This is a genomic window from Grimontia sp. THUN1695 (assembly GCF_059704325.2).
In genome coordinates, this window is the sequence record NZ_AP046577.1 from 1 (window position 1) to 24,736 (window position 24,736).

At 51.4% G+C, this 24,736-nt stretch carries 10 protein-coding genes, 4 tRNA genes, 4 rRNA genes and 1 riboswitch; of the genes, 11 read left to right on the top strand and 7 right to left on the bottom strand.

Features of this window, described 5'->3' with window-relative positions; genetic code table 11:
* Positions 1–515: 515 nt before the first annotated feature.
* The 9 genes from AC6IB1_RS03430 to metA all read left to right on the top strand — a co-directional run bounded on the left by AC6IB1_RS03430 (position 516) and on the right by metA (position 7,658).
* Positions 516–2,067 (top strand): 16S ribosomal RNA (locus AC6IB1_RS03430).
* Between the two features lie 170 nt (positions 2,068–2,237).
* Positions 2,238–2,313: transfer RNA gene (locus AC6IB1_RS03435), tRNA-Glu, on the top strand.
* Between the two features lie 2 nt (positions 2,314–2,315).
* Positions 2,316–2,391: transfer RNA gene (locus AC6IB1_RS03440), tRNA-Lys, on the top strand.
* A 67-nt stretch (positions 2,392–2,458) separates the two neighbouring features.
* Positions 2,459–2,534, top strand: a tRNA-Val gene (locus AC6IB1_RS03445).
* Positions 2,535–2,956: 422 nt separating this feature from the next.
* Positions 2,957–5,948 (top strand): 23S ribosomal RNA (locus AC6IB1_RS03450).
* A gap of 131 nt (positions 5,949–6,079) precedes the next feature.
* Positions 6,080–6,195: ribosomal RNA gene (rrf, locus tag AC6IB1_RS03455) — 5S ribosomal RNA — on the top strand.
* Between the two features lie 158 nt (positions 6,196–6,353).
* Positions 6,354–6,429: transfer RNA gene (locus AC6IB1_RS03460), tRNA-Thr, on the top strand.
* A gap of 14 nt (positions 6,430–6,443) precedes the next feature.
* Positions 6,444–6,559, top strand: a 5S ribosomal RNA gene (gene rrf, locus AC6IB1_RS03465).
* Together the 16S, 23S and 5S rRNA genes with 4 tRNA genes alongside form the textbook arrangement of a ribosomal RNA operon.
* A 148-nt stretch (positions 6,560–6,707) precedes the next feature.
* Entirely contained in the window at positions 6,708–7,658 is a 951-nt protein-coding gene (gene metA, locus AC6IB1_RS03470) for a homoserine O-succinyltransferase MetA (RefSeq protein WP_497567834.1), read from the top strand.
* Positions 7,659–7,704: 46 nt separating this feature from the next.
* Here metA and AC6IB1_RS03475 read toward each other — a convergent pair whose 3' ends face one another.
* Positions 7,705–9,039, bottom strand: a complete 1,335-nt coding sequence (locus AC6IB1_RS03475; RefSeq protein WP_497567835.1) for a cation:proton antiporter — start codon at positions 9,037–9,039, stop codon at positions 7,705–7,707.
* A gap of 195 nt (positions 9,040–9,234) precedes the next feature.
* Here AC6IB1_RS03475 and metH point away from each other — a divergent pair, with 195 nt between their 5' ends.
* Positions 9,235–12,909 carry a methionine synthase gene (metH, locus tag AC6IB1_RS03480; RefSeq protein WP_497567836.1) on the top strand — a complete coding sequence of 1,225 codons (3,675 nt, stop codon included), beginning with the start codon at positions 9,235–9,237 and terminating at the stop codon, positions 12,907–12,909.
* A 76-nt stretch (positions 12,910–12,985) separates the two neighbouring features.
* Here the strand turns inward: metH and lysC are convergent, their stop codons facing one another.
* A complete protein-coding gene (gene lysC / locus AC6IB1_RS03485) occupies positions 12,986–14,335 on the bottom strand; it encodes a lysine-sensitive aspartokinase 3 (RefSeq protein WP_497567837.1) in 1,350 nt (449 codons plus the stop codon).
* A gap of 92 nt (positions 14,336–14,427) precedes the next feature.
* Positions 14,428–14,603: riboswitch (Lysine riboswitch) on the bottom strand.
* 197 nt (positions 14,604–14,800) lie between these two features.
* On the opposite strand from lysC, the gene AC6IB1_RS03490 reads away from it, so the two are divergent.
* Positions 14,801–15,919 (top strand): pyridoxal-phosphate-dependent aminotransferase family protein, encoded by a 1,119-nt coding sequence (locus AC6IB1_RS03490; RefSeq protein WP_497567838.1) that lies wholly within the window; start codon positions 14,801–14,803, stop codon positions 15,917–15,919.
* A gap of 56 nt (positions 15,920–15,975) precedes the next feature.
* Here AC6IB1_RS03490 and AC6IB1_RS03495 read toward each other — a convergent pair whose 3' ends face one another.
* The 5 genes from AC6IB1_RS03495 to AC6IB1_RS03515 form a co-directional block, all read right to left on the bottom strand.
* Positions 15,976–17,652 carry a Wzy polymerase domain-containing protein gene (locus AC6IB1_RS03495; protein ID WP_497567839.1) on the bottom strand — a complete coding sequence of 559 codons (1,677 nt, stop codon included), beginning with the start codon at positions 17,650–17,652 and terminating at the stop codon, positions 15,976–15,978.
* A 37-nt stretch (positions 17,653–17,689) separates the two neighbouring features.
* The gene (uvrA, locus tag AC6IB1_RS03500) at positions 17,690–20,524 is read right to left on the bottom strand and encodes an excinuclease ABC subunit UvrA (protein ID WP_497567840.1); all 2,835 of its coding nucleotides are present in this window, start codon (positions 20,522–20,524) and stop codon (positions 17,690–17,692) included.
* 155 nt (positions 20,525–20,679) lie between these two features.
* Positions 20,680–21,546, bottom strand: coding sequence for a UTP--glucose-1-phosphate uridylyltransferase GalU (gene galU, locus AC6IB1_RS03505; protein ID WP_005502285.1), 867 nt, complete (start codon positions 21,544–21,546; stop codon positions 20,680–20,682).
* 145 nt (positions 21,547–21,691) lie between these two features.
* The gene (locus AC6IB1_RS03510; protein ID WP_497567841.1) at positions 21,692–23,005 is read right to left on the bottom strand and encodes an oligosaccharide flippase family protein; all 1,314 of its coding nucleotides are present in this window, start codon (positions 23,003–23,005) and stop codon (positions 21,692–21,694) included.
* A 9-nt stretch (positions 23,006–23,014) separates the two neighbouring features.
* Positions 23,015–24,736 (bottom strand): SLC13 family permease, encoded by a 1,722-nt coding sequence (locus AC6IB1_RS03515; RefSeq protein ID WP_497567842.1) that lies wholly within the window; start codon positions 24,734–24,736, stop codon positions 23,015–23,017.

Here is a 24,736-nt window from a genome sequence, read left to right on the forward strand (position 1 = left end):
CAAAAAAGCCCTTGCCAGATTTTTTCGCCTCCCTATAATGCCGCCTCACCGACACGGAGAGCGGCTCCCAATGCGGAAATGTTCATCCAAACCGGTACGGCGAAGGCCTTAAAAACTGAGACGAAAATAAACGCTTGACGCGTTAAAGTAGAACAGTAAAATGGCCGCCCGCTTCGAAGGGGGAATCACCCTGAGAGGCAAGTCAACAAGGTGTTTTGAGGTTTGTGCAAATCACGCTGAAAAATCTCAAAATTTCTTCTTGACTTCATCGCCCGGCAGCGTAAAATTCGCAGCCCTGACGGTGAGAAGCGCAGCTTCTTAAAGTCAACGTTCTTTAACAATTTGACCTATGCAATCTGTGTGGGCACTCGTCATTGATAGACAAAAGATTTATCGATGAAACTGAGTGACCAAAACGAAAGCTCTTCGGGGTTATCGGCACAGTCAATTTATACAGTATTTCATCGAGCCGCCTTTGTTCACTTTTTCAAAGTGAGGAAGGGCAGAAAAGATTCTAATTGAAGAGTTTGATCATGGCTCAGATTGAACGCTGGCGGCAGGCCTAACACATGCAAGTCGAGCGGCAGCGACAATAAAGATTCTTCGGATGATTTATTGGGCGGCGAGCGGCGGACGGGTGAGTAAAGGCTGGGAACCTGCCCTGACGAGGGGGATAACCACTGGAAACGGTGGCTAATACCGCATAATGTCTTCGGACCAAAGAGGGGGACCTTCGGGCCTCTCGCGTCAGGATGGGCCCAGTTGGGATTAGCTGGTTGGTGAGGTAAAGGCTCACCAAGGCGACGATCCCTAGCTGGTTTGAGAGGATGATCAGCCACACTGGAACTGAGACACGGTCCAGACTCCTACGGGAGGCAGCAGTGGGGAATATTGCACAATGGGCGCAAGCCTGATGCAGCCATGCCGCGTGTGTGAAGAAGGCCTTCGGGTTGTAAAGCACTTTCAGCCGTGAGGAAGGTTACGTAGTTAATAGCTGCGTAATTTGACGTTAGCGGCAGAAGAAGCACCGGCTAACTCCGTGCCAGCAGCCGCGGTAATACGGAGGGTGCGAGCGTTAATCGGAATTACTGGGCGTAAAGCGCATGCAGGCGGTCTGTTAAGCAAGATGTGAAAGCCCCGGGCTTAACCTGGGAGTGGCATTTTGAACTGGCAGGCTAGAGTCTTGTAGAGGGGGGTAGAATTTCAGGTGTAGCGGTGAAATGCGTAGAGATCTGAAGGAATACCGGTGGCGAAGGCGGCCCCCTGGACAAAGACTGACGCTCAGATGCGAAAGCGTGGGGAGCAAACAGGATTAGATACCCTGGTAGTCCACGCCGTAAACGATGTCTACTTGGAGGCTGTTGTCTAGAACAGTGGCTTTCGGAGCTAACGCGTTAAGTAGACCGCCTGGGGAGTACGGTCGCAAGATTAAAACTCAAATGAATTGACGGGGGCCCGCACAAGCGGTGGAGCATGTGGTTTAATTCGATGCAACGCGAAGAACCTTACCTACTCTTGACATCCAGAGAACTTTCCAGAGATGGATTGGTGCCTTCGGGAGCTCTGAGACAGGTGCTGCATGGCTGTCGTCAGCTCGTGTTGTGAAATGTTGGGTTAAGTCCCGCAACGAGCGCAACCCTTATCCTTGTTTGCCAGCACTTCGGGTGGGAACTCCAGGGAGACTGCCGGTGATAAACCGGAGGAAGGTGGGGACGACGTCAAGTCATCATGGCCCTTACGAGTAGGGCTACACACGTGCTACAATGGTGCATACAGAGGGCAGCGAGACCGCGAGGTGGAGCGAATCCCAGAAAGTGCATCGTAGTCCGGATTGGAGTCTGCAACTCGACTCCATGAAGTCGGAATCGCTAGTAATCGTGGATCAGAATGCCACGGTGAATACGTTCCCGGGCCTTGTACACACCGCCCGTCACACCATGGGAGTGGGCTGCACCAGAAGTAGATAGCTTAACCTTCGGGAGGGCGTTTACCACGGTGTGGTTCATGACTGGGGTGAAGTCGTAACAAGGTAGCCCTAGGGGAACCTGGGGCTGGATCACCTCCTTAACGAAGCTATGAATGCGAGTGTTCACACAGATTGTATAGGTTGAAAAAGTAAAGAGTGGTTTGGTATCCCAATACCAGACATTGTGTTTTTCGGTATGATGTCGCTTCTCGCAAGCTCGTCACTCCACTAACACAACGTTAGCGAAACATGTTTCGCTGACAAACGTTGTGTCCCATTCGTCTAGAGGCCTAGGACACCGCCCTTTCACGGCGGTAACAGGGGTTCGACTCCCCTATGGGACGCCATTGGGTCGTTAGCTCAGTTGGTAGAGCAGTTGACTTTTAATCAATTGGTCGCAGGTTCGAATCCTGCACGACCCACCATCTTCCCCACAGAGGATGTAAAACGCAGTTTGGGTTTTGCCTTTTCAAAGGTGAAAACAAACAATGTGGGCGATTAGCTCAGTTGGGAGAGCACCTCCCTTACAAGGAGGGGGTCACTGGTTCGAGCCCGGTATCGCCCACCACTTTTTCCTTATTCTTTGTTATGACTCTCGTCGTTTAGGTTCCTAAACTTCCTCAAGTCATGCCTCGAATAAGAAAAAAGCACACTCTCTAATCATTTTCTGCAATGGATTCGCATACCCTTTAAATGTTATTTATAGGGTGCGACTTTCTGCCGCCGAAAATCATTAGAAAGTGGCGTCTCTATAGCAGAGAAACACCACCTTCTCTTTACGAGAAATGCTCTTTAACAATCTGGAAAGCTGACTAAACAGACTTTGTTTCGAAAGAGATAAAGCTTGTTTGTAAAAGTTCTCAAATGTTGACTCTTAAGAGTTAACACCAAACACATTCAAGTGTTCTTGGAATTTGAGTCCGGCGAAATCGTCATCGAACGATGACAAACCTTGGTTGTTTAAAGCTACGAAACCTCTTGGGGTTGTAGGGTTAAGTGACTAAGCGTACACGGTGGATGCCTAGGCAGTCAGAGGCGAAGAAGGACGTGCTAACCTGCGATAAGCCGAGAGAAGACGGTAAGAGTCACGATACTCTCGGATTTCCGAATGGGGAAACCCACTGGCATAAGCCAGTATCATTAACTGAATCCATAGGTTAATGAGGCGAACTCGGGGAACTGAAACATCTAAGTACCCGAAGGAAAAGAAATCAATTGAGATTCCGGCAGTAGCGGCGAGCGACCCCGGACCAGCCCTTAAGCTGATTGTGCGTTAGTGGAAGCCTCTGGAAAGTGGCGCGATACAGGGTGATAGCCCCGTACACGACAACGCACAGTGAGTGAAAACGAGTAAGACGGGACACGTGTTATCTTGTCTGAAGATGGGGGGACCATCCTCCAAGGCTAAATACTCCTGACTGACCGATAGTGAACCAGTACCGTGAGGGAAAGGCGAAAAGAACCCCTGTGAGGGGAGTGAAATAGAACCTGAAACCGTGTACGTACAAGCAGTGGGAGCCCCATCACTAAGTTACTGAGACTTAGTGGTCCAGGTACCTTACTTGAAAGGCGGTTAACAACGCGACGCGTTGGTCAACCTCCCCAATCAAGCAGAGGTGGCTTAGTGATGGGGTGACTGCGTACCTTTTGTATAATGGGTCAGCGACTTACGTTATGTAGCAAGGTTAACCGTATAGGGGAGCCGTAGGGAAACCGAGTCTTAACTGGGCGTTCAGTTGCATGACGTAGACCCGAAACCGGGTGATCTAGCCATGGGCAGGTTGAAGATTGAGTAACATCAATTGGAGGACCGAACCGACTAATGTTGAAAAATTAGCGGATGACTTGTGGCTAGGGGTGAAAGGCCAATCAAACCCGGAGATAGCTGGTTCTCCCCGAAAGCTATTTAGGTAGCGCCTCGGACGAATACTACTGGGGGTAGAGCACTGTTAAGGCTAGGGGGTCATCCCGACTTACCAACCCTTTGCAAACTCCGAATACCAGTAAGTAGTATCCGGGAGACACACGGCGGGTGCTAACGTCCGTCGTGGAGAGGGAAACAACCCAGACCGCCAGCTAAGGTCCCCAAGTTATCGCTAAGTGGGAAACGATGTGGGAAGGCTCAGACAGCCAGGATGTTGGCTTAGAAGCAGCCATCATTTAAAGAAAGCGTAATAGCTCACTGGTCGAGTCGGCCTGCGCGGAAGATGTAACGGGGCTAAGCGATACACCGAAGCTGCGGCAGTGTGTTTAGGCACATTGGGTAGGGGAGCGTTCTGTAAGCGGTTGAAGGTGTGCTGTAAGGCATGCTGGACGTATCAGAAGTGCGAATGCTGACATGAGTAACGATAAAGGGGGTGAAAAACCTCCTCGCCGGAAGACCAAGGGTTCCTGTCCAACGTTAATCGGGGCAGGGTAAGTCGGCCCCTAAGGCGAGGCCGAAAGGCGTAGTCGATGGGAAACGGGTTAATATTCCCGTACTGCTGATAACTGCGATGGGGGGACGGAGAAGGCTAGGTGGGCCAGGCGACGGTTGTCCTGGTTCAAGTGCGTAGGTGGGCGAGTTAGGCAAATCCGGCTTGCTATACACTGAGACACGATGTCGAGCTACTACGGTAGTGAAGTCATTGATGCCCTGCTTCCGGGAAAAGCCTCTAAGCTTCAGGTTATCAGTAACCGTACCCCAAACCGACACAGGTGGTCGGGTAGAGAATACCAAGGCGCTTGAGAGAACTCGGGTGAAGGAACTAGGCAAAATGGTACCGTAACTTCGGGAGAAGGTACGCTGCCCGCGGTGAAGTCCCTGGCGGATGGAGCTATGGGCAGTCGCAGATACCAGGTGGCTGCAACTGTTTATTAAAAACATAGCACTGTGCAAACTCGAAAGAGGACGTATACGGTGTGACGCCTGCCCGGTGCTGGAAGGTTAATTGATGGGGTTATCCTTAGGGAGAAGCTCTTGATCGAAGCCCCAGTAAACGGCGGCCGTAACTATAACGGTCCTAAGGTAGCGAAATTCCTTGTCGGGTAAGTTCCGACCTGCACGAATGGCGTAATGATGGCCACGCTGTCTCCACCCGAGACTCAGTGAAATTGAAATCGCAGTGAAGATGCTGTGTACCCGCGGCTAGACGGAAAGACCCCGTGAACCTTTACTACAGCTTGGCACTGAACATTGAGCCTACATGTGTAGGATAGGTGGGAGGCTAAGAAGCGGTGACGCCAGTTGCCGTGGAGCCATCCTTGAAATACCACCCTTGTATGTTTGATGTTCTAACTTGGCCCCATAATCTGGGGTGAGGACAGTGTCTGGTGGGTAGTTTGACTGGGGCGGTCTCCTCCCAAAGCGTAACGGAGGAGCACGAAGGTGGGCTAATCACGGTCGGACATCGTGAGGTTAGTGCAATGGCAAAAGCCCGCTTGACTGCGAGAATGACGGTTCGAGCAGGTGCGAAAGCAGGTCATAGTGATCCGGTGGTTCTGAATGGAAGGGCCATCGCTCAACGGATAAAAGGTACTCCGGGGATAACAGGCTGATACCGCCCAAGAGTTCATATCGACGGCGGTGTTTGGCACCTCGATGTCGGCTCATCACATCCTGGGGCTGAAGTCGGTCCCAAGGGTATGGCTGTTCGCCATTTAAAGTGGTACGCGAGCTGGGTTTAGAACGTCGTGAGACAGTTCGGTCCCTATCTGCCGTGGGCGTTGGAGAATTGAGAGGGGCTGCTCCTAGTACGAGAGGACCGGAGTGGACGAACCTCTGGTGTTCGGGTTGTCACGCCAGTGGCATTGCCCGGTAGCTAAGTTCGGAATTGATAACCGCTGAAAGCATCTAAGCGGGAAGCGAGCCTCGAGATGAGTTCTCCCTGATACTTAAAGTATCCTGAAGGGTTGTTGGAGACGACGACGTAGATAGGCAGGGTGTGTAAGCGCTGTGAGGCGTTGAGCTAACCTGTACTAATTGCCCGAGAGGCTTAACCCTACAACACCCAAGGGGTTTTGGCGGACTCAAACAGAACATTGAATGTGTTGAGAACAGACAGCTTTCCAAGATTTTAATGGGTGTTCCCAGAGCCGAGTTACCCAGGACCGAGAACCCCAATAAAGAATTTGCTTGGCGACCATAGCGTTATGGACCCACCTGACTCCATGCCGAACTCAGAAGTGAAACGTAACAGCGCCGATGGTAGTGTGGGGTCTCCCCATGTGAGAGTAGGACATCGCCAGGCTTTATTTGCCTATCTTGGTTATTGCTCGCATCTTTTGATACTTGCGATGCTCATGTGCTAACGCACACTGTGCTTATCAGTTCAAAAACTGCATCACATAACACAAGATATTCTAAACAAAGCAATGAATAGTAAGACTTTGTTTGGATAATAAATTTGCTGATATAGCTCAGTCGGTAGAGCGCACCCTTGGTAAGGGTGAGGTCCCCAGTTCAAATCTGGGTATCAGCACCAGAGTTTAAAGTTTGTCTGGCGGCCATAGCGCGATGGTACCACCTGATCCCATGCCGAACTCAGTAGTGAAACGTTGCAGCGCCGATGGTAGTGTGGGGTCTCCCCATGTGAGAGTAGGACACTGCCAGACACCTTTTCAAACCCGTAGCGGAGACGCTGCGGGTTTTTTCGTTATGGTTTCTTTCCATCTCATAAATCTACTTGAACCCCTAAAATGGATGTTATAGGGTTAATAGAATTCTAGACGTCTATACATCTTAGTAAGGGAGTGATTTAAGATGCCAATTAAGATCCCTGATCTGTTACCCGCAGCCAGTACCCTGCGTCAGGAAAACATCTTTGTGATGTCAGCGACCCGTGCAGAAAGCCAGAACATTCGTCCCTTGAAAGTGTTGCTGCTTAATCTGATGCCCAAGAAAATTGAGACAGAAACGCAGTTTATGCGTTTACTTTCCAACAGCCCACTTCAGGTTGATGTTGAGCTGTTACGAATTGACGATAGGCCGAGTAAGAACACTCCCACCGAGCACCTTGACACTTTCTACCGCCAATTCCAAGGGATTCGAGGACGTAACTTTGATGGATTGATCGTCACTGGCGCGCCCCTTGGGTTAGTTCAGTTTGAGGATGTGATTTACTGGGAGCACCTGCAAGATATTATGACGTGGGCAAAAGAGCATGTGACGTCAACGCTCTATGTTTGCTGGGCTGCCCAGGCGGGCCTGAAGTTGCTTTATGATCTGCCTAAGAAGACCCGTAAAGAGAAACTCTCTGGAGTGTACTGGCACAAAACCCACAAAGAGCACAGCCACAACCCTATTCTTCGTGGGTTTGATGATTCTTTCCTTGCCCCCCATTCCCGTTATGCTGACTTCTCGGCGGAGTATCTCGCCGAACATACGGATTTGGATATTTTGGCAACCTCCTCTGTCGCCGGTACGTATCTGGCGGCGACCAAGGATAAACGAAATGTCTTTGTTACCGGCCACCCGGAGTATGATTCTCATACCTTGCACCATGAGTATATGCGCGATTTGGATGAAGGCATGGAGCCTGCGGTGCCAACAAACTATTATCCTGATGATGATCCAACGCAAGAACCTTATGTCAGCTGGCGTAGTCATGGTCATATGTTGTTTGCCAACTGGCTGAACTACTGCGTTTACCAGCAAACTCCCTACGATCTGGATCATTTCTCCGAATCTGCGTTTACCAAAGACGACGAATAATAAAAAAGCCTGCGATTTGCAGGCCTTTCTCGTTCTTTGCGTTTTATCAGTCCTTGGTAGTTTCTGGTTGAGAAACTGCCTCTTTGTAGCTGCTTGGTTTGATTTGCATGTCCCTTTCTGCGACTTTGGATTTTTCAATCATCTTGGTGATGGTAGAACCTTGAACCAGAATGGAAAATACCACCACTGCGTAAGTCATCACCAGAATCATTTCCCTGACATCAATGTTCTTCTCCGGGACTACTATATAGCCTGCTGGGACGGCCATGGCCATCGCAAGCGCCAGTCCTCCTCGCAAACCTCCCCAAGTGAGGATACGTACAGAATAAGGGTTGTAGTCGCGGTAATGGTTAAAACCGACATAACACAAACGAACGCTTAGGTAACGTGCTACGAGTACTAAAGGTACGGAGAATACCATGATGATCCAGTCTTCTTTGTGGAAGGAAAATGTCAGCATGCTCAGACCAATCAAGAGGAACAGCACGCCATTGAGGAATTCATCAACCAGTTCCCAGAAGTGGTCTAGGTGATCTTCACTTTCTTTGGAAAAGCCAATGTAGCGAGTCCAGTTTCCAATCATGATGCCAGCTACGACCATAGCCAGTGGACCGGAAACTCCGATCAGGCCAGCAAAGACATAGCCCGCGGTTGGAATACCAAGAGTTAACAGCAGCTCCATGGAATGGTCGTCGGTATGGCAAATCAGATAATGGAAAATCAATCCAAGGAAGAAGCCGTAAATAATGCCACCAATTGCTTCATGGAGGAAAAGTTGAACGACACCCAATGCGGTTGGGGTTTCTGTACCAAAGGCGATGGTAAACAGGGTGATAAAAATCACCAGGCCAAACCCGTCGTTAAATAGCGATTCGCCTTCAATTTGGGTTGATATGCGCTTTGGGGCATTGAGTTTCTTAACAATGGCGAGAACAGCAATAGGGTCAGTTGGCGAGATAAGCGCACCAAATAACAGGCAATAAATAAAGTCAAAAGGAATGCCGATTAGTTGAAAGAAGAACCAGGCTGCACCACCAATAATGAAGGTGGAAATCAGAGTGGCCCCAAGCGCCAGTGTTGTTATTTCCCATCTCTGATCTTCAAGGTTGGGGAGTTTTACCCCAAGGCCACCGGCAAAGAGCAGGAATCCCAACACGCCCTTTAGCAGAAAATCATCAAAGTGAATTTCATTGAGCGTCGTGGCAGCGAGGTCTTTTAAATCAAACCAGTTGTTATGACCTGCGATAACGATTCCGAGAGAAAGGATAAGTGCGCCGGCCGTGATGGCAATCGTGGTTTGCATTTGCCCAATCTTACTGTTGATAAAAGCAATCAGCATGGCTGCGGCAGCGAGAAAACAGAGTGTGGTATAGATGGTCATTGACGACCCCGTAAAGGCTGAGGTTGAGGTTAGAAAAGTTGTAACGAAATATAAATCCAAGCGCGGCAGAAAACTACAACAAATATCTATCTTATGGATGCTTGATCCAGGAGTATTGTTCAATTAGACGTCTAGATTTCCATTTGGTCTGTGATACTATGCGGATAGCAAGCAAAATTAGAAGGATCTGTGGTTGTGAGTAGTAGGGAAACACTGGAAAAATTGTTAGCGGAACGCATTCTGATCATTGATGGCGGAATGGGGACCATGATACAGAGCTATAAGCTCGAGGAGAGTGATTACCGTGGTGAGCGCTTTGCGGACTGGCATTGTGACCTCAAGGGCAACAATGACCTTTTGGTGCTTACACAACCTAATATGATCAAAGATATCCATACCGAGTATCTGGAAGCCGGTGCGGATATCCTCGAAACCAACACCTTTAATGCCACTACCATCGCGATGGCTGACTATGATATGGAAAGTCTGAGCGAAGAAATCAACGTTGCTGCCGCGAAGCTGGCGCGTGAAGCAGCCGATGAGTGGACAGCGAAAACCCCGGATAAACCTCGTTTTGTTGCCGGCGTGCTTGGCCCGACCAACCGTACCTGTTCCATTTCCCCGGATGTTAACGACCCGGGTTACCGTAATGTCAGCTTTGACGAGTTGGTCACGGCGTATTCCGAATCCACACGCGCGCTGATCAAAGGTGGTTCAGATCTTATCTTGATTGAAACCATCTTCGATACTTTGAATGCCAAGGCGTGCTCTTTTGCAGTGCAAAGCGTATTTGATGAGTTGGGCGTGACACTGCCAGTGATGATCTCCGGTACCATCACTGATGCTTCTGGCCGGACCCTGTCTGGTCAGACGACAGAAGCGTTTTACAACTCCCTGCGTCACGTCAAACCGATTTCCTTTGGCCTTAACTGTGCATTGGGCCCTGATGAGCTGCGCCCTTATGTGGAAGAATTATCAAGAATTTCAGAAGTCTATGTTTCCACGCACCCCAATGCCGGCCTTCCCAATGCCTTTGGGGAATACGATCTGTCACCGGAAGACATGGCAGCACATGTTAAAGAGTGGGCGGAAAGTGGTTTTCTTAATCTGGTGGGCGGTTGCTGCGGTACGACGCCGGAGCATATCCGCCAGATGCATGAAGCAACCCAGTCGATCAAACCCCGCACCTTGCCAGAGCTTCCGGTCGCCTGTCGCCTGTCCGGCCTCGAACCGTTAACGATCGACAAAGAGACCCTATTCGTCAACGTGGGTGAGCGTACCAACGTGACAGGCTCTGCCCGTTTCAAGCGCCTTATAAAAGAAGAACAATATGATGAGGCCCTTGAGGTGGCCCGCCAACAGGTGGAAAACGGTGCCCAAATCATCGATATCAACATGGATGAAGGGATGCTCGATGCGAAGGCTTGTATGGTGCGTTTTCTGAACTTGTGTGCCACTGAGCCAGAGATCGCCAAAGTACCTATTATGGTTGACTCTTCGAAGTGGGAAGTCATCGAGGCGGGCCTGAAATGTATTCAGGGTAAGGGAATCGTTAACTCTATCTCGCTCAAGGAAGGCAAAGCGAAATTCGTCGAGCAGGCGAAACTCATCCGCCGCTATGGTGCGGCAGTGATTGTCATGGCGTTTGATGAAGTAGGCCAGGCTGACACCCGTGAGCGTAAGCTTGAAATCTGTACCAATGCTTACCGTATTCTGGTGGATGAAGTGGGCTTTCCGCCGGAAGACATTGTTTTTGACCCAAACATATTCGCAATCGCAACCGGTATTGAAGAGCATAACAACTACGCCGTCGACTTCATCGAAGCGGTTGCAGACATCAAACGCGATCTGCCCCATGCGATGATTTCTGGGGGTGTTTCCAACGTCTCCTTCTCATTCCGCGGCAATAACTATGTCCGGGAAGCAATACATGCTGTGTTCCTCTATCACTGTTTCAAGAATGGCATGGACATGGGCATCGTGAATGCCGGCCAGCTTGAGATTTATGACAACGTTCCTGAGAAGCTGCGCGAAGCAGTAGAAGATGTGGTGCTGAACCGCCGCGATGACAGTACTGAGCGTTTGCTGGATATTGCCGCTGAGTATGCAAATAAAGGTGTGGGCAAGGAAGACGATGCTTCCGCGCTGGAGTGGCGCACCTGGCCGGTAGAGAAGCGTCTTGAGCATGCATTGGTGAAAGGCATCACCGAATTTATCGTTGAGGATACAGAAGAAGCGCGCATTAATGCTTCCAAGCCGCTGGAGGTCATTGAAGGGCCGCTGATGGACGGCATGAACGTTGTCGGTGATCTGTTCGGTGAAGGTAAGATGTTCCTGCCGCAGGTGGTGAAATCAGCCCGGGTAATGAAACAGGCGGTAGCGCATCTTGAACCCTTTATCAACGCAGAAAAACAGGCAGGGTCCACCAACGGCAAGATCTTGCTGGCGACCGTCAAAGGGGATGTTCACGATATCGGTAAGAACATCGTCGGCGTGGTGCTGCAATGTAATAACTACGAAATTATCGACCTCGGTGTGATGGTACCTTGCGAGAAAATCCTCAAAGTCGCCAAAGAAGAAAATGTCGATATTATCGGATTGTCCGGCCTTATTACGCCATCACTGGACGAGATGGTCCATGTGGCCAAAGAGATGGAGCGCCTTGGCTTTGACCTGCCACTGTTGATTGGCGGTGCAACGACATCCAAAGCCCATACGGCGGTAAAAATCGAGCAAAACTACAACCAGCCTGTGGTGTATGTAAATAACGCCTCCCGTGCGGTAGGTGTGTGCTCGTCACTGCTGTCTGAAACGCTGAAACCTGCGTTTGTTGAAAAACTGCAGGCGGATTACGACGTAGTACGTGAGCAGCATGCCCGTAAACGTCCCCGTACCAAGCCTGTCACCCTTGAAAAGGCCCGGGCAAACAAAGTCGCGATTGATTGGGACAGCTATACCCCACCGGTGCCAGCAAAGCCGGGTGTCCATGTGTTTGAAGACTTCGATGTGGCGACGTTGCGCCAGTACATCGACTGGACACCGTTCTTTATGACCTGGTCATTGGTCGGCAAGTACCCGGCAATCCTTGACCATGAAGAAGTCGGTGAGGAAGCCAAGCGCCTGTTTAAGGATGCCAACGATCTACTGGATCGCGTTGAGCGGGAGGGGCTGATGAAAGCGAGCGGCATGTGTGCGCTTTTCCCTGCGGCAAGCGTCGGTGATGATATTGAAGTGTATACCGATGAATCCCGCACTGAGGTGGCCCATGTCTTGTATCACCTGCGCCAGCAAACCGAGAAACCGAAAGGGTTCAACTATTGTCTGTCAGATTATATTGCGCCGAAAGAGAGCGGTAAGAAAGACTGGATTGGTGCATTTGCAGTCACTGGCGGTATCGGTGAGCGTGAACTGGCAGATGCATACAAGGCGCAGGGGGATGACTATAACGCCATCATGATTCAGGCGGTGGCTGACCGCCTGGCAGAAGCGTTTGCTGAATATCTCCATGAACGTGTGCGTAAAGAGATCTGGGGCTATGCAACAGATGAGAACCTGTCAAACGACGATCTTATCCGGGAAAAATACCAGGGTATCCGTCCTGCTCCGGGCTATCCGGCCTGCCCCGAACATACCGAGAAAGGCACTCTGTGGGAGATGCTGAAAGTAGAGGAAACCATTGGTATGTCTCTGACCTCCAGTTACGCGATGTGGCCGGGAGCGTCTGTATCAGGGTGGTATTTCTCGCATCCGGAGTCGCGTTATTTCGCGGTAGCACAGATCCAGAAAGATCAGCGCGACAGTTATGCCGATCGCAAAGGCTGGGATCTGATCGACGCCGAAAAATGGCTGGGGCCCAACCTTAATGGTTAGGGTTTGTTGACCTTTGGTGATGAAATAAAAATGGCGCTTACATTGAGCGCCATTTTTGTATCGGTGGAGGGTTGAATCAAGCTTCAAACAATTCTTTGTGCAGTGCACGAACCACGTTTTTGGATTCCGCCGTGCTGGTCAGAAAGCACAGGTTGTGGTTGCTGGCACCATAGCAAATCATGCGAAGGTTATAGTCTTCCAACGCACTGAAGATTTTTGCCGCCGCACCTTTTGACTCACTCATGTGGTTACCGATAAGCGCCACCAGACACATATCCTGCTCGACAGTTACCTTGCAAAGCTCAGCCAGCTCCTTTTCTGCTGCCTCTGGCAGTTTAGGGGCGCCGCCTTTGGTATTGGTTTGATCCAGAGTTAACGACACACTCACTTCTGATGTAGTGATCAGATCGACCGAGACTTTGTGTTTTGCCAGAATGCTGAACACGTTGGCCAGAAAACCATAAGCATGGAACATATTCAGGCTGGTCAGCGTGACCATCGTCTGGTTGCAGCGCAGGGCCAGCGCGCGGAAAAGAGGGGATTTTTCTGCCTGGTGGCGAATCCAGGTGCCGCCCTGCTCCGGGGCTTTGGACGAGCCAACAAATACCGGAATGTCCTGTCGCATTGCCGGGATAAGCGTCGCCGGGTGCAGGATTTTGGCACCGAAGTTTGCCATCTCAGACGCTTCACTGAAGCTGATTTCATCGATAGGGCTGGCTGTCGGTACCACACGGGGATCGGTGCTGTAGATACCTGGCACATCGGTCCAGATTTCCAGCGACGTCGCTTTTACCGCTTCAGCCAACAGGGCGGCGCTGTAATCGCTGCCACCACGGCCCAACGTGGTCGTATTGCCTTGCGCATCTGAACCGATAAACCCCTGCGTGACCACTACGCTATCTTCAAACAGCGGTGTGAGTATGCTTTCTGCATGATGGGCAGTTTCAATCAGATCCGGGGTAGCCTTGCCATACACATTGTCTGTTTTCAGTACATTGCGCACGTCGACACGTACTGCATTGATGCCTTTGCTGTTCAGGAGATGGGTGAAAATGTGGGTCGACATCATTTCGCCACACGCAACCAGCGCGTCGGTTGTTTTATCTGAAGGTGACGTTTCTGCCATCGCAGAGAGGGATGTGACCTCATCGATAATGGCATTTACCGCCGATGCGACCTCTGATGAGTCAGGAAGCTGTTTCAAAATGCTGAAATGAATTTCACGCAGTTCTGCCAGCACGTCCTGCTGTCTGTCATTGGCAACGCCGTTTGCCAGTTCAACCAGTAAGTTTGTCACGCCAGAGCAGGCGCTGATCACCACCAGTCGCGTACTCAAATTCCTTTTAATGACAGCCGCACAGTTAGACATTGCTGTGTAGTCGGCTACACTCGTGCCGCCAAATTTTGCGACATTTAATGCATTCACTTCCCTTTACCTCCCATAACCGCGAGTGGAGTTATCCCAGAAAAATAATAGGTTGAAAGACAGACAGAGGGCAGGGTTGGAAGAAAGGGCATTTCTCCAGAAGCGCTCCATCTCGATTGAGATGACAATCCGGAGGATTCAACCTCCCAGACCGACAAGCCAGCCCCCAAGGTCTGGTCTCGCCTCGGCGTCTTACCCCCTGATCAGAGTGCATTGGAGTTGGGGCTCCGCAATCTGACTGCCTGGTAGACGCGCCTCTTCTGTCTCTGCAAAGCACAAATGGTGCTGTGTAAAAATTGCCCTTTATTGATAATTGTTTGTAACGGTATTGTCAATGTTTGATTGGATTAAAACCGTTTCATTTTAAGACCATGTTGGGTTTATTGGCCGATGAGGTTTTGGCCTGTGCCGAAGCAGTGGTAGGGTAGTAATCCCAAGGAGTAAAAGGCATATGGAGAGCACATAATGACAATTTCACGCTTTATTCCCCCCCAACGTACCCTGATGGGGCCGGGTCCCTCTGATGTTTCCCCTCGCGTATTGCAAGCGCTGGCGCAACCGACTATCGGTCATCTCGATCCGCTGTTTGTCGGCATGATGGATGAAGTAAAGGCTCTGCTCCAGTACGCATTCCAAACGGAGAATGCCTTTACTATTGCGGTGTCTGCCCCAGGCAGTGCGGGCATGGAAACTTGCTTTGTTAACCTTATCTCACCGGGCGACACAGTGATTGTCTGCCGCAATGGGGTATTTGGTGACAGGATGCGTGAGAACGTTGAGCGCTGTGGGGCGACTGCGGTCATGGTTGACGATGAATGGGGGAAACCGGTTGATCCGGTGAAAGTGGCGGCAGCCCTCGAAGCAAACCCGCAGGCCACTGCCGTTGCCTTTGTGCATGCAGAAACCTCCACCGGGGTACTGAGTGATGCGAAAGTCCTTTCTGAACTGGCACGAGCGCACGGTTGCCTGACGATCGTGGATGCGGTGACGTCACTGGGAGGTGTCCCCTTGCTGGTGGATGAGTGGCAACTGGATGCTGTTTATTCGGGGAGCCAGAAATGTCTGTCCTGCGTGCCGGGATTATCACCGGTCACCTTCTCCCCGCGGGCGGTCGAGAAAATGCAGCAACGTAGCAGAAAAGTACAAAGCTGGTTCCTAGACCAGAGTCTGGTACTGGGGTATTGGAGTGGAGAAGGCAAGCGCAGTTACCACCACACGGCACCGGTTAACAGCCTGTATGCCCTGCATGAATCCCTGCTGATGCTGAAAGAAGAAGGGCTGGAAAATGCGTGGCAGCGCCACCGTGAGATGCATGCATTGTTGAAAGCAGAACTTGAGCCTCTGGGCATTCATTTCCTGGTGGATGCGAAGCATCGTTTGCCACAGCTCAATGCAGTTGCCGTTCCTGAAGGTGTTGACGATGCTGCGGTAAGGGCAAGGCTTTTGAATGAGTACAACCTGGAAATTGGCGCGGGCCTTGGTGCTCTTGCCGGTAAGGCCTGGCGTATCGGTCTGATGGGGTATGCAGCCAGGCGTGAGAATGTCGCCCTGTGTGCCAAGGCGCTGAAAGATGTGCTGGGGTAACCGGTAGCAATGAAAAACGCCCTGTGGTGATGCAGGGCGCTTTTGTTTTAGCGGATTCAGTGTGCGCCAGTACGTGATGGCTGCATTTTTGTAAAATCAAGCTTAAATTCCTGTGCTGGAAATAACAGGGCCGCTTCCTCTTTCAGTTGCTTCGCAATGGATTCATGTCCGGTCAGAATGGCAAGTTCAATCAATGACTGGTATCCCTCCGGGTTGGGGTGGGTTCCCAGGCGGTAGATTTGCGCCCTGAGATAGTGCTCCTGAGCACGTTTGTCATGGCTTTCCAAGGCATCGTGAAATGCCCGCTTCCCGGCCTCCTGACTGAAGTAATCCCGCCACCATGGGTGGGTTTGGTACTGCACCAGCTTCACATCTTTTATCTGGTAGGTGCGCAGTGCCTGTTCACCAAGGTAAATGGATGACAACACCATAAAGGCGGTGACAGCCAGTACCCCATTGGCCGCCAGTTTTATGCCACGGGTATGGCGAAGAGGAACACGGCGATAGTGCGCCGAGAGGTTATCCAGCCAGTAAACCAACATCACAAACAGAACACCGAATGCCGGATTGATTTCCATATAAGCGGTCAGAGCCATGCCGAGCAGGGAAGGCAGTAATATCGCCAGCAACATCAAGCGTGTTCCTCCCGGTGCCTCCATCAAACGGCGTATAACCAGACTGAGAAGCACACCAAACCCTGCCCAATACGCAATCCCTCCCTGGGTGAGATTTGCCAGAAGCCAGCTTGGATATGGCACGATAGGAGAAAGCCCCTGCTGTTGCTCAAGCCCAAATAAAAGCTGGGCTTTGATGAGTTGTCCCAGCCCGACACCTTCAAACTGTGATTGCGTCAGCAATGCCCAGGTCTGGGCCAGTACTGCCTGCTCATGCTCTGAATACCGTACAGCGGATAATGCGGCCTGGGGTAACCAGTTGAAATGCCATGCAAGGATGAAACCTGCCAGCACTGCCAGATTCCAAAGTCCGTGGTGGCGTTTTGGGCAAAAACGGAACAAAAAAGGCTGGATCAGTATGGTAATGACCAGCATGGCAGCGATGAGCCAGGGCGATCGCAATGCAGCAAGTGCCGGGATAGTGAGCACTGGGGTGAGTAAAAGCACGGCATGCAGGGGGACCCAGTTGCGTTTGTATACTTTGGTTCTCGCCAGGAGGTATGCGGATAATGACAGTGCGGTCAACAGAGCGATACTCAATGCTTCACCGTGTACCGTAATGCCTGAAAGATAAGTGGCATAGGTGTCTGTCAGCGTAGGTAACAGTGCGGGAAGGGCCAGCAGCCAGCCACTGATCAGCGGTAGCAAAAGGAGATCTTGGCGTTGCATGTGGTTGAAACTGAATTGTTGCAAGGTACAAAACAGCAATAGCGCAAGCAACACATTGCATCCCTGCCAGATCGCCGTATGCAGGTCAGCGTGAAGGTAGAAAGAGGGAAGCAAAGCAAACAAGGCTGCAATAGCGAGCCAGACAGTGACGGTGGTATAACGGAAGCGGCGCTGTCTGGCCGCCTCCCATCCACCCAAACAGATCAGGGTGACGGTGAGTAAAAGTGTCAACGCCGTTGCGGGATGCTGAACACCGGAAAATTCCAATGGAGTTTGGTTTAAGGGCAGACAGAACAAGAACAGTGCAGCCAGTACAATCAGCACCGGCTTCACCAGGGGTTTACTGGCTACTTTGTCTGGCCAGAGGTGTTGTAAACGCGATGTTTGCATACTGTCATTTTTACCGTCGATAACGCGCGAATATGCCTTATGATGCTTTTTGTTTGAGCAGAGGTTTCAGGAACCTTGCGGTATGAGAGCCTTCGACCAGTGCGACATCTTCTGGCGTACCTTCAGCAATGATCATGCCACCGCCGCTGCCACCCTCTGGCCCCAGATCGACAATCCAGTCTGCCGTTTTTATCACATCGAGGTTGTGCTCAATCACCACAATGGTATTGCCATGATCGCGCAAGCGATGCAACACAATCAGCAACTGCTGGATATCATGGAAGTGTAGCCCGGTTGTAGGCTCATCCAGAATATACAGGGTTTTGCCTGTGTCACGCTTTGACAGCTCCCGCGCCAGTTTAACTCGCTGCGCTTCACCGCCGGAAAGGGTGGTTGCCGCCTGCCCAAGACGAATGTAGGAAAGGCCGACATCCATCAGGGTTTGCAGTTTGCGTGCTATTGCCGGGACGGCATCAAAAAACTCGCGGGCATCTTCCACTGTCATCTCGAGGACGTCATCAATGGTTTTGCCTTTGTAGCGAATTTCCAGCGTTTCACGGTTATAGCGTTTACCTTTACACACGTCGCAGGGCACGTAAACATCTGGTAGGAAGTGCATTTCGACTTTGATAACACCGTCGCCCTGACACGCCTCACAGCGTCCGCCCTTCACGTTGAAGCTAAAACGGCCGACTTTATAACCACGGGAGCGTGATTCCTGGGTACCGGCAAACAGCTCACGAATAGGCGTGAAAATACCGGTGTACGTAGCCGGGTTAGAGCGGGGGGTGCGGCCAATCGGGCTTTGGTCGATATCAATCACCTTGTCGAAGTGCTCCAGACCGTCGATATCCTTGAATGGTGCAGGTTCGCCGGTCGTGGCACCGTTGAGGCGCTGGTGGGCAATCCTGTAGAAGGTGTCATTGATCAGTGTGGACTTACCGGAGCCCGAGACACCCGTCACACAGGTCAACAGGCCAACCGGCAGGGTCAGGTTCACGTTTTGCAGGTTGTTGCCGCTGGCCCCTTTCAGTTTCACCACCCGTTTTTTGTCGTAAGGGACGCGTGTCTGTGGAACGGCAATCTGCTTTTTGCCACTGAGGTACTGACCGGTCAGGGAGTCTTCATTTTTGATAATTTCCTCGTAGGTACCTTCTGCCACGACATAGCCACCATGAACGCCGGCCCCCGGGCCGATATCAATAATGTGGTCGGCCGCACGGATAGCATCTTCGTCGTGTTCAACCACCAGTACGGTATTACCGAGGTTGCGAAGGTGCTCAAGGGTTGCTAGCAGGCGCTCGTTATCGCGTTGGTGAAGGCCGATAGAGGGCTCATCCAGCACATACATCACGCCGACCAGACCAGCGCCAATCTGGCTTGCCAGACGGATACGCTGGGCTTCACCGCCGGACAGGGTATCGGCGCTGCGCGACAGATTGAGGTAATTCAGGCCAACATTGACCAGAAAGCTCAGCCTGTCATGGATCTCTTTCAGTACCTTGTCAGCAATCTGGGCGCGCTGGCCTGTCAGCTCAAGACCGGCAAAGAATGTCAGTGCTTCATGAATACTCATTTCACAGACGGCTGGCAGGTTGGTGTTTCCGACAAATACATGGCGCGCTTCTTCTCGAAGGCGTGAGCCGCCGCAGCTGGAGCAGGGCTTGTTGGCGATGTATTTGGCCAGCTCTTCGCGTACTGCCATGGATTCGGTATCGCGGTAGCGGCGGTTAAGGTTATTGAGAATGCCTTCAAAAGGGTGCTTACGCACGGTGATATCACCGCGGTCATTGACGTATTTAAAGGCAATGTCTGTCGACCCGGAGCCGTTCAGTACTACGTCCTTGATTGCTTTCGGCAAATCCTTCCACGGCGTTTCAATGTCAAAGCCGTAGTGGTCTGCCAGCGAATTCAGCATCTGGAAGTAATAGAAGTTGCGGCGATCCCAGCCACGGATCGCACCGCCAGCAAGGCTGACTGCCTCGTTCTGTACCACGCGGTTTTCATCGAAATACTGCTGCACGCCAAGGCCATCACAGGTGGGGCAGGCGCCGGCGGGGTTGTTGAACGAGAACAGGCGAGGCTCCAGTTCCTGCATGCTGTAACCACAATGCGGGCAGGCAAAATTGGCAGAGAAAACCAGATCCTCGCCATCACCGTCCATATAACTGACCACGGCTGTGCCGCCGGTGAGCTCAATCGCGGTTTCGAAGGATTCTGCCAGACGCTGCTGCAGATCGTCCCGGACTTTAAACCTGTCCACCACCACTTCAATGGTGTGCTTTTTGTGTAGCTCCAGTGTCGGGGGATCAGACAGGTCGCACACCTCACCGTCGATACGGGCGCGGATAAAACCGTGGGCGACCAGGTTTTCCAGGGTTTTGACGTGTTCACCCTTACGCTCTTTGACAATCGGGGCCAGCAGCATCATTTTGCTGCCTTCTTCCAGCGCCAGCACCTTATCCACCATCTGGCTGATGGTCTGGGCTTCCAGTGTCACATTGTGGGTTGGGCAACGGGGATCGCCGACTCGGGCATAGAGCAGACGCAGGTAGTCATAGACTTCTGTGATGGTCCCTACGGTTGAGCGTGGGTTGTGCGACGTGGACTTTTGCTCGATGGAAATCGCCGGGGAAAGCCCTTCGATGTGGTCTACATCCGGTTTTTCCATCAGGGAAAGGAACTGACGCGCATAGGCAGACAGGGATTCGACATAACGACGCTGGCCCTCTGCATACAGGGTGTCAAACGCCAGCGATGATTTTCCGGAGCCTGACAGACCGGTGATCACAATCAGTTTGTCGCGCGGGATTGTCAGGTTAATGTTTTTCAGATTATGGGTACGTGCCCCTCTGACATCAATCGTGTCCATGTCTACCTTGCCCTTACCATTCGAAGCCCAGTGAAAAATTGAAGAGAGAAGTATCCCACATTATTGGCCAATGAAAAAGAAGAAAGCTGTATGAATATACAGCTTTCTTCGATGTCAAAGTACGCAGTTTTTAACGATGTTTGTGTGGTTTTCGATCAACCGCATTTTACCGTTTTTTGTGGTTGATTAGGCGCATCAGACTGCAGGTAGATGTTTTCGTAGCAATAGTTGGTGGCTTCAATGAAGCCTTCTACGCTGCCGCAGTCAAAGCGCTCGCCCTTGAATTTGTAGGCCAGTACACAGCCGCTTTTGGCTTGTTTGAGCAGGGCGTCGGTGATCTGGATTTCGCCGTTTTTGCCTGGTTCGGTATTTTCCAGAATATCGAAAATATCCGGCGTCAGAATGTAGCGGCCAATGATCGCTAGGTTGCTTGGTGCGGTGCCTGGTTCGGGTTTTTCAACCATGTTGTCGACGCGGTAGAGGTTCTCTTTCATTTCCTCACCGGCGATCACACCGTATTTGTGGGTTTCATCCACCGGCACTTCTTCCACGGCAACAATGGAGCAACGGAACTGTTTGTACAAGGCAACCATTTGGGACAGCACACCTTCTTCGCGGTTAACGCAAAGGTCATCAGCCAATACCACCGCAAATGCATCGTCACCGACCAGTTCGCGACCGGTAAGGATGGCGTGGCCCAGACCTTTCATTTCTTTTTGGCGAATATAGGTAAAGGACGCGGCATCAATGGTTGTGCGGATGTCATCAAGCAGTGCTTCTTTGTTAGTGCCACTGATTTGGTGCTCAAGTTCGTAGTTTTTGTCGAAGTGATCCATCAGGCTGTGTTTACCGCGTCCGGTCACAATACACATACCGGTAATACCTGCCTCCAGCGCTTCATCAACGCCATATTCAATCAGGGGCTTGTTGACAATGGGCATCATTTCTTTCGGCATAGATTTGGTGGCTGGCAGGAAACGGGTTCCATAGCCAGCCGCCGGGAATAGACACTTCTTGATCATAGGTTGTCCTTAATACAATACATTATATTTACCGAACTCGTGGTGATGTAAAAATACAGGAGAGGTAGGATGTTACCACGCACCGGTTACAATTTTGTCTCATTGTTAGATTATGCGAGCATAGAGGTTCAACGACAAGGTATGCTCAACCAATTGGCCAAAAGCCGAGCCTTTTTTTGACCTTATGCACCGCCAGCAAGTTCTGGGTGCTGACACCGGCGCTCACCGCTAGGGCCGCGCCGACAATCCCCCATAGGGATGTCAACATGAATATCAAGGTTACAGTGAGCATGCCGGCAAACAGAGTGATGTTGCGCATGTCCCTTTCATAACCACACATGGTGAGAAGAAAGCCGACAGAGCCTGTCATCACATTGATAGTTTGCCCGATAGCCAGGATCACCAGCAGTTGCCCTGATGGGGTAAAGTCCTCGCCAAACAGCGCCATGATTTTATCAGGCCAGATCAGTACTGCAGCCAATACAGGCAGGGAAAAAATCACCATCAGGCGGGTTGAAAATTGTGCCAACGTTTTCAGTTCATTCCAGTTTTCTGCATTGAACAGTGTCGAGAATCGCGGTGCGGCAACAAAATTCACCACCATTAACATAAAACTGATCAGCAACGAAGTGCGCTGGGCGGCAGAAAAATAGGCTACTTCCTGCGCGCTGACAAACAGCCCGACGATCACCACCGAGGCCCAGGGTATCGCCTGTGCGGTGGCTGAAACTAACCAAAGGTTCGGTGCTGCCTGCCAAAATGCAGGCATTTTGGTATCACTGCGGTCAAAACGGTGGCCGGGCATGCGTAACCAAAACCACAAACCACTGAAAACAACCACAGCTGCCGCAATGACATACAGTAACGAGGCTGTACCTGCCTGGAGTTGCTCGCTGTACTGTGCGAAAAGCAACAGGGCAGGCAGTGCCAATACCGTTACCCCAAGCTGCATTGAACAGACTGAAGCAATCACTTTTCGGGTGGCCTGCAGGGCATAGCCATGTAAAAAGAACAGACTGATAAAAGGAATGGCGATGGCGAAATAGCGCAGGCTATCAGTCGCCTGGGGTTTATCAAACACCGCGTCGGCAAGCCATGGTGCCGCCAGATAGGTAAAAAATCCCGTCAATGCAGAGACCGGTAATACTGCGAGATAGGCGTTGGTGAATACCTGGTTGGTCAGGGTGGTATTCCCTATATTGCTCGTATGGCCGATAAAACGAAGTAATGCATTGTCCATGCCCAGCAAACAGAGTGTACCGAGCAAAATGGCGAGACTCATGCCAAGGAAAAACAATCCGGATTGCTCGGCGCCCAGCACCCGGGCAGCAACCACACTCAACAGGAAAGCCGCTGCGGCAGAAAGCACCCTGAACAGCGCGGCCAGGGCAGCATGAAACAGGAACTGGCGACGGGCAGGTTCCAAGGATTGAACGCGGCGTAAGAGTCTGAGCATCATCAATCTGCCTTACCAGGGGAAAAACAGGGGAATAAGGGAAAGCACGCCAGTGGCATAAACCAGGGTGAGCGGTAGACCCGCCTGAAGATAATCCTTTGGCATGTAGCGACCTGCGGTAAAGACCATCAGGTTGGTTTGGTAACCGAAAGGAGAGAGAAAGCTGGCACTGGCGGCAAAGGCAACGGTCATAATAAACGGCATCGGATCAATGTGATACTGAGCAGCGATGGCAAGTCCTACCGGGAAACTGATTGCCGCTGCTGCATTGTTGGTGATGAGCTCTGTCATCAACCAGGTCGCGAGATAAAGAATTACCATCGCGCCAAAAGGTCCTCCGCTCTGGCTGACGCTCATGATCAAGGCTGCAAGGCGATCGGCAAGGCCGGTCAGGCTAATTGCCTGTGCGAGCCCCAGTGCAGAGCCAATCACCAGTACCAGTTCAAACGGGAAGCGCCTTCGTAAATCATGAATAGACACCAGGCGCGCAGCCACCGAGGCGGCAAGCAACAGAGTCAGCCCTTTGTACAGGGGAAGCCATTCAAGGAAACTGGCGAGCAATGCGACAATCGCACCACCGCAAAACAGTAACGACTGTGTGCTGCTGAGCAGGGCATTATTTTCCCTTTCTTCCACCAGAATAAAGTTTTGTGCCAGGTTGCCGCGGTTGAAAAAATCCTGGCTAACGGCCAGCACCAGGAGGTCACCCCCTTGCAAGGTCACCTGGCCAAGGCCACCGGAAATGTGATGCTCCCCCCGTTTTACTGCCACGACGGCAGCGTCGAACAGAGCACGAAATTGAACGGACTTAATGGTCTTTCCGGCGATCACGGCATGAGGAGTGACAACGACACTGATCAGATTATCCGAAGGCAGTTTCTCGCCCTGCGTTTTGGGTTCCAACCCTTTGAATTTCTCCAGTATCGCCGCTGATTCCAAATCACCGGAGAACACTAAAATGTCGTTACCCTGCAAGCGCTCATCCGGCGTAACAGGGGAAATGATGTGTGCACCGCGGATAATTTCAACCAAGAAAAGACGTTCAAGATTGCGAAGGCCACTTTGTCCGACACGTTGTCCGACAAGAGGAGACGCAGGGACTAACTGGGATTCTAACAGGTAGTTTTGTGACGTTTCCTGTTCCTCGCCCAGGCGGTTTGGCAGTAATGATACTGATACCAGAGTGATCACCAGTACTCCGGTGATAAACACCGGTAATCCAATCACTGTGAAGTCGAAAAAGCCTATCCCCGGCAAGCCGGCATTGAGGGTAAAACCATTTACCAGCAGGTTGGTGGACGTGCCAATCAGTGTTGTGGTACCACCGAGGATAGTGGCATAGGAAAGGGGGATCAGCAGCTTGCTGGAGGGATGCTGGCTTTTGGTCATACTTCGCATCAGGCTGGAAACCACCGCAGTATTATTAATCACGGCAGACAGTAGCCCGGCAGACAGGGTTGTTTGCAGGGTCACTTTCCTGAGACTGCCTTGGGTACACCATCGGCCGAGTGCACTGATGTAGGGCGTGCGTTCAAGGATCACAGATACCATCACCAAGAGTACCAGGGTAACGAGAGCCGTATTGGTGAAGTTATTAAAAAGCTGTGCGGCTGGGACGATATCCAGCAGCAGCAAGACAGTAAACACTGCCCCAAACACCAATGCAGGACGCAGACGGGTGGTCAGCAATGCTACCAGTAATCCTGTAATCATCAGTGCCACAATCATGCTCAT

What these genes read in the sequence shown, in the direction of transcription:
- galU (WP_005502285.1), bottom strand. Translation starts at nt 21,546, where the DNA reads ATGATCAAGAAGTGTCTATTCCCGGCGGCTGGCTATGGAACCCGTTTC.
- AC6IB1_RS03490 (WP_497567838.1), top strand. Translation starts at nt 14,801, where the DNA reads ATGACAATTTCACGCTTTATTCCCCCCCAACGTACCCTGATGGGGCCG.
- AC6IB1_RS03510 (WP_497567841.1), bottom strand. Translation starts at nt 23,005, where the DNA reads ATGATGCTCAGACTCTTACGCCGCGTTCAATCCTTGGAACCTGCCCGT.
- metA (WP_497567834.1), top strand. Translation starts at nt 6,708, where the DNA reads ATGCCAATTAAGATCCCTGATCTGTTACCCGCAGCCAGTACCCTGCGT.
- uvrA (WP_497567840.1), bottom strand. Translation starts at nt 20,524, where the DNA reads ATGGACACGATTGATGTCAGAGGGGCACGTACCCATAATCTGAAAAAC.
- AC6IB1_RS03515 (WP_497567842.1), bottom strand. Translation starts at nt 24,736, where the DNA reads ATGAGCATGATTGTGGCACTGATGATTACAGGATTACTGGTAGCATTG.
- AC6IB1_RS03475 (WP_497567835.1), bottom strand. Translation starts at nt 9,039, where the DNA reads ATGACCATCTATACCACACTCTGTTTTCTCGCTGCCGCAGCCATGCTG.
- AC6IB1_RS03495 (WP_497567839.1), bottom strand. Translation starts at nt 17,652, where the DNA reads ATGCAAACATCGCGTTTACAACACCTCTGGCCAGACAAAGTAGCCAGT.